The 8,489-nt window shown below is 38.5% G+C and carries 8 protein-coding genes and 3 pseudogenes; 4 read left to right on the top strand and 7 right to left on the bottom strand.

Features of this window, described 5'->3' with window-relative positions:
* The 3 genes from AFK68_RS21335 to AFK68_RS21340 all read right to left on the bottom strand — a co-directional run.
* A partial coding sequence (locus AFK68_RS21335) for an IS607 family transposase (protein WP_246844331.1) occupies positions 1 to 339 on the bottom strand: 339 nt, incomplete at its 3' end.
* Entirely contained in the window at positions 327 to 479 is a 153-nt protein-coding gene (locus tag AFK68_RS42220) for a MerR family DNA-binding transcriptional regulator (RefSeq protein ID WP_246844330.1), read from the bottom strand. The genes AFK68_RS21335 and AFK68_RS42220, both read right to left, overlap by 13 nt.
* Before the next feature lie 58 nt (positions 480 to 537).
* Positions 538 to 987: a hypothetical protein gene (locus AFK68_RS21340; RefSeq protein ID WP_143438114.1), complete on the bottom strand. Its 450-nt coding sequence runs from the start codon at positions 985 to 987 to the stop codon at positions 538 to 540.
* A gap of 516 nt (positions 988 to 1,503) precedes the next feature.
* On the opposite strand from AFK68_RS21340, the pseudogene AFK68_RS21345 reads away from it, so the two are divergent.
* The 4 genes and pseudogenes from AFK68_RS21345 to AFK68_RS21365 form a co-directional block, all read left to right on the top strand.
* Positions 1,504 to 2,022, top strand: a pseudogene (locus AFK68_RS21345) (1-acyl-sn-glycerol-3-phosphate acyltransferase); the annotation flags it as partial.
* 1,550 nt (positions 2,023 to 3,572) lie between these two features.
* Positions 3,573 to 4,379, top strand: a complete 807-nt coding sequence (locus AFK68_RS21355; RefSeq protein ID WP_094674897.1) for a sensor histidine kinase KdpD — start codon at positions 3,573 to 3,575, stop codon at positions 4,377 to 4,379.
* Between the two features lie 570 nt (positions 4,380 to 4,949).
* Positions 4,950 to 5,764, top strand: an 815-nt coding sequence (locus AFK68_RS21360; RefSeq protein ID WP_371357488.1) for an IctB family putative bicarbonate transporter, incomplete at its 3' end; no start/stop codon positions are given.
* Positions 5,765 to 5,776: 12 nt separating this feature from the next.
* Positions 5,777 to 6,412 (top strand): O-antigen ligase family protein, encoded by a 636-nt coding sequence (locus tag AFK68_RS21365; RefSeq protein WP_371357489.1) that lies wholly within the window; start codon positions 5,777 to 5,779, stop codon positions 6,410 to 6,412.
* A 1,068-nt stretch (positions 6,413 to 7,480) separates the two neighbouring features.
* Here the strand turns inward: AFK68_RS21365 and AFK68_RS21375 are convergent.
* The 4 genes and pseudogenes from AFK68_RS21375 to AFK68_RS39435 all read right to left on the bottom strand — a co-directional run.
* A partial coding sequence (locus AFK68_RS21375; RefSeq protein ID WP_210407543.1) for an RNA-guided endonuclease TnpB family protein occupies positions 7,481 to 7,783 on the bottom strand: 303 nt, incomplete at its 5' end.
* A 1-nt stretch (position 7,784) separates the two neighbouring features.
* Positions 7,785 to 7,888: pseudogene (locus tag AFK68_RS45950) on the bottom strand (hypothetical protein); the annotation flags it as partial.
* Positions 7,872 to 8,228, bottom strand: coding sequence for a transposase (locus AFK68_RS21380; protein WP_094674907.1), 357 nt, complete (start codon positions 8,226 to 8,228; stop codon positions 7,872 to 7,874). The pseudogene AFK68_RS45950 and the gene AFK68_RS21380, both read right to left, overlap by 17 nt.
* Positions 8,229 to 8,231: 3 nt before the next feature.
* Positions 8,232 to 8,489, bottom strand: a pseudogene (locus AFK68_RS39435) (RNA-guided endonuclease TnpB family protein); the annotation flags it as partial.

An 8,489-nucleotide genomic window follows, 5' to 3' on the forward strand; every position in this document is an offset into this window, starting at 1 on the left:
CACTACTTCGGTTTCAAACTCCTCACACATAGCGAATACAAGCTCTGAACCAAATCTAAGTAATCTGTCTTTATGAGTTAAAACAAGTCTTCCTATATCACCTTTCATGATGCGCTTAAGCAGTTTCTTAAGTCCTTTTTTGTTGTAGTTAAGACCTGAACCTAAATCAGATATAGTTTCAAACTCCCAACCATTAGAAGCACTAAAAGACTCAAGCACTTTGATTTGTCTAGCTAAATCGTCTTTTTGGTCGTGGCTACTGACACGTGCATAGTTAATAGTTATTCGATAATCTAGATTTTTTGGGTTGCGTGGAGCTAATCGCTTTACATCAGAAATATAAAATCTTCTATGACACTAGGACTTCTTTCGTAGCGTATCTTTCCAGAGTCTGCCCAACGTCTCACAGTTTTAACAGAAACTCCTAACTCTTTTGCAGCATCACCGATGCTAATCGTCATTTCTTCTTGATTGTCCATAATTAGTTACTGTATAGACTTCACCTAATTATATGGACAATCCGCAAGATATGTCTAGTTATGGGTAGAAAATAGGTAACAGTTTCACACCCGCTGCATCTAGTGATGGTGGAACTTTGAGGTATAATTCTTCCACCGCAAGATTGAGGGAGGTCAATTTTTTGTATACTGTATCTAGGGGACTAGGGAAGCTATCTCCTGATGGTAGGGACGGGACCTCATCAGTTAGGGTACCCAAAAAGCCTGCAAGGTCTGCAGCTGTCCCAACTTCCACCCGCCGCGGTAGTGAAAACTCCACGCCATTTTTTTTAGCATCTGTTACAGCTTTTGTTGGTTCAATGGCAACATCCTCTCCATTAATTTCAAGGACTACACCAAAATTTACATTTGTTGTCATGATATCTAGATTTATCTCATTTAGATTTGTTCTAAGCACTTTGGAAAAATAACGTCTGATAGCCCTCATCAATTTTGTAGGCTTTGACGTTAGCACATTTTGTTCAATCACTACAAGTTGCTAGAGAATTCATACCAACATCTACAATTGGTAACATCTCAATTTTTTTTTTGTAGTTTTGTAGTCAGGGTTGAATTGATTCTTAAGCTAAAATACCAATAACCTGATTTCCTACATAATTTCTTAATATTAAATAAATATTTTTCTCATACCAGTTTTATAAATGTTTGCTACAAATAGCTAGGGTACTTTTTAGGATTCAGGATTCAGGATTCAGAATGAATTGCTTAAATACCATTTTTAGGTCGTAAATCATCTTTTTTGTCAAAGAGACATCTCCTGTAAAGTATTTTTATCAACCTTACTATTTGTAACATTCTTTTTTGAAATTGGTATAACTTCGTCGAATTTTTCGACTTCAGTAGTTAGCCCCATTTAATTGAACCATTAACCTACAATCCTCAAACCTAAAACCTAAAACTTTCCTCAAAACTCGACTCTTGGACATTCCACAATTTATATTGAAAGAAAATCTGAAAATGACCAAATCGAAAATCCAAAATTGTAATGCCTAACTCAAGTACCCAGGTTCAACCACCTCTAGAATTTATCTCACCCAACTTCAAACCTCTAGTACGCCAAGGGACTAAACTAATGTTACCTTGGTGGCTAAAGTTCCAGACATCCATCGCTGATATACAAGTAGACAACCTAGAAACCCTAGCCCAACTATATCAAAGCTTCCACCAAGGCAAAACTCGTTTCCTCATGGCATTTCGTCATCCTAGCACCGACGACCCATTTTGCATGGGATATATGATTTGGTATCTATTGCCCAAACTAGCCAAACAACAAGGAATAAACCTCCCATCTCTTCTTCACTATCACTTTCTTTTTGACCGAGGTATTCCTTTATGGGCAGGTGATTATATAGGTAAGTGGTATTCTTATCTGGGAGGAAGTTCAATTCACCGTGGAAAACTAGACCGTCAGGGACTAAAATCAGCTCGTGAATTATTTGCTAATGCTAGTTTACCAATGATGGCCGCTCCAGAAGGAGCCACTAATGGTCATAATGAAAAAGTTNCTTCACTATCACTTTCTTTTTGACCGAGGTATTCCTTTATGGGCAGGTGATTATATAGGTAAGTGGTATTCTTATCTGGGAGGAAGTTCAATTCACCGTGGAAAACTAGACCGTCAGGGACTAAAATCAGCTCGTGAATTATTTGCTAATGCTAGTTTACCAATGATGGCCGCTCCAGAAGGAGCCACTAATGGTCATAATGAAAAAGTTAGTACCTTAGAACCTGGTGTTGCCCAAATGGGATTTTGGTGTGTTGAGGATATATCTAAGGCAGGTCGTTCAGAAGAAGTATTTATTGTGCCAGTGGGTATTCAATATAAATACTTGGATGAACCTTGGAAAAATGTGGAGAAACTTTTAACTAAACTAGAAAAAGATAGTGGTTTGTCTCCAGGGATAGAAAATATTTCTAACCAGGAAAAATTAGCACCTTCTAAACTGTATCAAAGACTTTTGAGATTAGGGGGTCATTTACTAGGAAAAATGGAAGATTTTTATCGACAATTCTATCAACGAGAGTTGCCTGAATTAACTCAAGAAAGTTCTTCCGAAGAATCTCCAACAGATGACCAAATTAATGAAAATATAAATACTCGCCTCAAGACTCTTCTTAATGCTGCTCTAGAAGTTGCAGAAGAATATTTTCATATTCATCCCAAGGGTAATTTTATAGATCGTTGTCGTCGTCTTGAGCAAGCAGGATGGGATTGTATTTATAGAGAAGATATTGAAAATTTGGCAACTCTTTCTCCTGTAGATAGAGGTTTGGCAAATAGACTTGCACAAGAAGCTAGTTTGCGAATGTGGCACATGAGATTAGTAGAAAGTTTTGTGGCAGTTAGTGGTAAATATGTTAAGGAAAAGCCTACAGTAGACAGATTTGCTGATACAACTTTGTTAATATGGGATATGATTAATCGGATAAAGGGTGGTAATGCCTTAAAACGTCCCAGGTTAGGAAAACAAAGGGTGCAAATGACGGTGGGACAACCGATTTCTGTTTCTCAACGGTGGGAAGCTTACCAAACTAAACGTCGTACAGCAATATCAGACCTAACTCAAGATTTGCAAAATTCCCTTGAGGGAATGATTCAATAAACATTGAGATACTCCCAACGTTGTGCTTAGGAGACACAGCGGCATTCTTCAACTAGATATTTGAGTTGCAGTTTATACAGAGGTGATGTCCTCCCTGTGTTTTTTATTATAGCAAAAGAATCAGGTATACTGTTTCTCAAGTTAGTGATACCAATTCACTTTAGAGATGTCACAAATAGTTTCCAACTTTAAATATCAAATAATTGCCAGAAACTATTATCCGATCAAGGTTTTTAGTGGATTAAATCTAACTTATAACTTCTGACTTCTGACTTCTGACTTCAGTGAAACGGTATGAGGTACACTTTTTTGTTTTCTTTTCTGTTCCCTGTTCCCGGTTAAGTGTTCCCTAAAACCTATAATTTCTTACTACATCACCAGTATAAGAATTGCTGTATAGTTACTGATAGAATTTGACAAGAACTAAATTTTTTTTATTACTAACAAATCTATGACTACATCTGCTGATTTACTTAAAACCAAGTTACTGACTATTGTTACCCAAGAAATGTTAACTCCCTTAACTTCTGTTATGGGAATGGCAAGTGTTTTGAACCAGGAAATCTATGGATCTCTGACAGACAAACAAAGAGAATATGTAGAAGTCATCAATGAGAGAAGTCGATATTTGCGATCGCTCGTTGAAGAAATTGTTGCCTTAGCAAAACTAGACGAATCTGGCCAAAATGTAGAAAAAACTCCTGTTGACGTGAAAAACCTCTGTCAGCAAATAGTTAGAAACTTAGAACCAGAAAGAGTTTATCGTCAGGTTGAATTACATATATTAGGTGGAGGTGGCGATCATAAAATTGGTTTGTTTGATAAAGAAATTTTAGAACAGACACTATACAACTTAATTTACAGCGTAATTCAATCTGCTGGTTCAGGAAGTGAAGTAAAACTTCATTTGTCTGAAAAAAAAGAAGAACTGAATGTGGCAGTGTGGGTTTCTCATCCCCTTCTTGGAGATAATCTTCCTCATAGTCAACTCTACTCCCAAAAGTTATCTACAATTGAACAAAAGAGTAAATCTAGCTTAACCCTAAATAGATTACAGCTAACAGTTGCAGAACTCAAAGAAATGATTTTTGAGCAAATGCCAAAACAAGGGGAAAATGTTAATACAAACCCCACCCGCGATCTATTAGCACTGCTGTTCAGTTGTCAGTTAGCAGAACAACAGGGCGGGTCTTTATGGATTCAAGGTTCTGCTGAATCAGGGTATCGATATATTTTAGCTCTCCCACTCTCTAAGTAGGGTTTGGGGAGATGGGGAGTGTGGGGAGTGTGGGGAGTACAGAGTCTCCAAGATAGGCAAGCTGCATTAGACATCTCCAGAAAAGAAGAAGTAGGGAGTAGGGACGATTTCGTTTCCTGCGGAATGCTGCGCAAACCGAATGCTGTCCCAAATGCGTAATTAGGAGCATGACAAACGGAAATCGCCCGTAGGAGAATAGGGGGGAATAATTGATTATTTCTGTACTATAATTGATTTTATTTTGGATTATTGGAGAAGTCTATTAATAAAAACAGGATTTACGCATAACCGCCATATCTAGTAGGGGGTGATTGGCCAATCGCCCCTACAGATGGTGTATAATTCGATATTTTTCGTAAGTCCTGAAAAACTGACTTTCCCCCCACACTTCCCACACTTCCTATACTGTATTATTATTATAATTCCTGTTGGTATCATAAAATGAACTCAGTTTGGCAAAAATTAACACTTACAAATCTCTCATTATCTGACTCTCAATGGCTTAATGCTAGCTATCTCTATGGTTTAGTTAATGGTTCCCTCCATAACTGGCGAAGGGGGAGTTGGTTAATGCAATGGGGGGAACCCCTTGGTTTTGTATTACTGGCAATTGTATTTAGTCTAGCTCCTTTTGTAAATACTGCTCTCATTGGTTTCTTATTACTTGCTAGCGCTGCTTTTTGGGTATTGCTGACAGTCTCGGATAACACCCAGGAACATTTAACTCCCATTCATCTACTAATATTACTTTACTGGGGTATTGCTACATTGGCAATGGTTGTTTCCCCAGCAAAGACTGCTGCTTTTAGCGGGTGGGTGAAATTAACTCTTTATTTATTATTGTTTGCTTTAGGGTCGCTAGTATTACGATCGCCTAAACTCCGCTCTTGGTTAATCAGTGTTTATTTATTGGTTTCCCTAATTGTTAGTTTCTATGGTATCCGACAATGGATAGACCAAGTTGAACCCCTCGCCACCTGGAATGACCCTAACTCCGCCCAAGCTAATGTAACTCGTGTCTATAGTTACTTAGGAAATCCTAATTTATTAGGTGGATATTTGTTGCCTGCTATTGCTTTGAGTTTTGTGGCAATTTTTGCTTGGCGTAGTTGGGCACAAAAATCTCTAGCAGTGACAATATTAGTAGTTAACTGTGCTTGTTTGCGTTATACAGGTAGTCGAGGAAGTTGGATTGGGTTTATAGCTGTGATGTTTGCTATGTTAATTTTAATGTGGTATTGGTGGAGCATCTATATGCCTAGATTTTGGCAAACGTGGTCATTGCCAATAGCTGTGGGAAGTTTGGCAGGGTTGTTAATTTTGGCAGTAGTGTTATTAGAGCCTTTACGCAATCGTGTTTTGAGTATTTTTGCAGGTCGTCAAGANGAGGAAGTTGGATTGGGTTTATAGCTGTGATGTTTGCTATGTTAATTTTAATGTGGTATTGGTGGAGCATCTATATGCCTAGATTTTGGCAAACGTGGTCATTGCCAATAGCTGTGGGAAGTTTGGCAGGGTTGTTAATTTTGGCAGTAGTGTTATTAGAGCCTTTACGCAATCGTGTTTTGAGTATTTTTGCAGGTCGTCAAGATAGCAGTAATAATTTTCGGATCAATGTTTGGATGTCTGTGTTTGATATGATTCGCGATCGCCCAATTTTAGGTATTGGACCGGGAAATGATGTGTTTAATAAAATTTATCCCCTTTATCAGAGACCGCGTTACAGTGCTTTGAGTTCTTATTCTGTACCTTTAGAAATAGTTGTAGAAACTGGTTTTATAGGTTTGACTGCTTTTTTGTGGTTACTGTTAGTGACTTTTAATCAAGGTGTGTTGCAATTGAAACGTTTGCGAGATGCTGGTAATAATCAAGGATATTGGTTAATTGGGGCAATGGCAGCAATGGTAGGATTGATTGGTCATGGTTTAGTGGATACGGTTTGGTATCGTCCCCAAATTAATACTCTTTGGTGGTTGATGGTAGCTATTATTGCTAGTTATTATGGCAGGGAACAATTAACAATTAATAATTAACAATGGCTTTGTTGCATGAAAGTATATAGCTGTCGCACAAGCAAGTGCATATGTACAATAATAACGTGCGGAAACTACTCTAACTATTGGACANTATCGCTAATATCATGTCCGGATAAGAGCGTGATAGAACTCCGTTCCGAGGTGCGCGACCAAAAAACTTTCTCATGCATATACTTTTTTTATCCCCTCTTCCCTCCTGACTCCTGACTCCTGACTCCTCCCTTTTTATTTATAACTATTCAACCGGACATGATATAATTATGCAACAGAGCCATTAACAATTAATAATTACCTCCTCTTCTTAAAAAGAGGAGGATTGGTTCAGCGGACATGATATAATTGGTCATTGCGACCATAGGAAGCAATCTCAAGCCACCCCTGAGATTGCTTTCCTTATGGAATGCTGCGCAAACCTTCCACCCCGTTCCAGTCGTAATGACNCTCTTCTTAAAAAGAGGAGGATTGGTTCAGCGGACATGATATAATTGGTCATTGCGACCATAGGAAGCAATCTCAAGCCACCCCTGAGATTGCTTTCCTTATGGAATGCTGCGCAAACCTTCCACCCCGTTCCAGTCGTAATGACTACAACAATATCATCTCTGGTTGAATGGTTATAATTACAGCACTTTTCAGATGGATAAACCACATCGTCATAATCAAAACTCTGTAGGGGCGAATGGCCATTTCCTAACGGAATGCTCCGCAAACGCCCCTACTGTGGTCTACTGAAATAGCGATACCAACGGACATGATATTATTCATTTGAGTAGCGAACGCGCAACATTTGACGAACTGCCATTAAAATTAGTCCTAATTTATTTTTACCTGTACCATCTTTGCCACAACCGTTCTACTAAACTTACCCAAACTTACCCATGAGTGATTGCATGAGCTTTGGAGCTAGCTTCCTGTTTCACTGAAGACCACTGACCGCNCCAAACTTACCCATGAGTGATTGCATGAGCTTTGGAGCTAGCTTCCTGTTTCACTGAAGACCACTGACCGCAGTCTGCAACTTATCTTCGAGAGCAGGCTTCAAATCGGTGAGAACTGCACCTACTCTCAAACATAGTTTTCTAAGTTAACAGCAGCATTAAAGTCTCTGTCAGCAGTAAATCCACAGTCAGCACAATTATAAGTTCTCTCATGCAAAGGCATTTTCTGTTGATGCCCACAGTTTGAACATATTTGAGAACTTGGATAAAATCTATCAGCTATTATTAGCTCACTGCCATACCACTCACACTTGTATATAAGCTGACGCTTAAACTCATAAAAGCCACAATCTGCTATAGCACTTGCCAGTTTATGATTTTTGAGCATTCCACTTACGTTCAAATCTTCTATCACTATGGTGCTGTGGTTNATTAGCTCACTGCCATACCACTCACACTTGTATATAAGCTGACGCTTAAACTCATAAAAGCCACAATCTGCTATAGCACTTGCCAGTTTATGATTTTTGAGCATTCCACTTACGTTCAAATCTTCTATCACTATGGTGCTGTGGTTCAAAGCTCGCCCATGTTGTCAGTTTATGTAGTGCATCTGCTCTTATATCAGCTATTTTTTTGTGAGTCTTGGCTAGTTTTTTTACTGCTTTGGCTCTGTTTTTGCTACCAGGCTCTTTTTTCTGGACACGCCGTTGATAACGAGTTAGTCGTTTTTTGGCTTGTTTATAGGCTTTGACCTTAGGGTAGGTGGTTCCATCGCTACAAGTTGCTAGGGCATTTATACCTACATCTACACCGATAATAGCCCGTTTTTTAGTCAGAGGTTTGGGCTGACATTCATCATACTTAAAACTAATGTACTACTCACCAGCCCGCTTGGATATTCTCACATTTTTGACTCTGTAAGAGGGTAAGATACAGTAAGTTTTTACTATTCCTATTCTTGGTAGTTTAATATAGTTTCCTTTCAGGATCTTAATACTTCCTTCTAGATAGAAACTATCTTTTTTCCCTTTTTTCTTGAATCTAGGGAATCCACGTCCTTGAATAGTTAAAAAGTTTTTAAATGCCCTGTCTAAGTCTCTTAAAGCTTGCTGGGGGGCACACTTTGATACTTC

It is taken from the genome of Hydrocoleum sp. CS-953, assembly GCF_002260545.1.
Classification (GTDB): domain Bacteria; phylum Cyanobacteriota; class Cyanobacteriia; order Cyanobacteriales; family Microcoleaceae; genus Trichodesmium.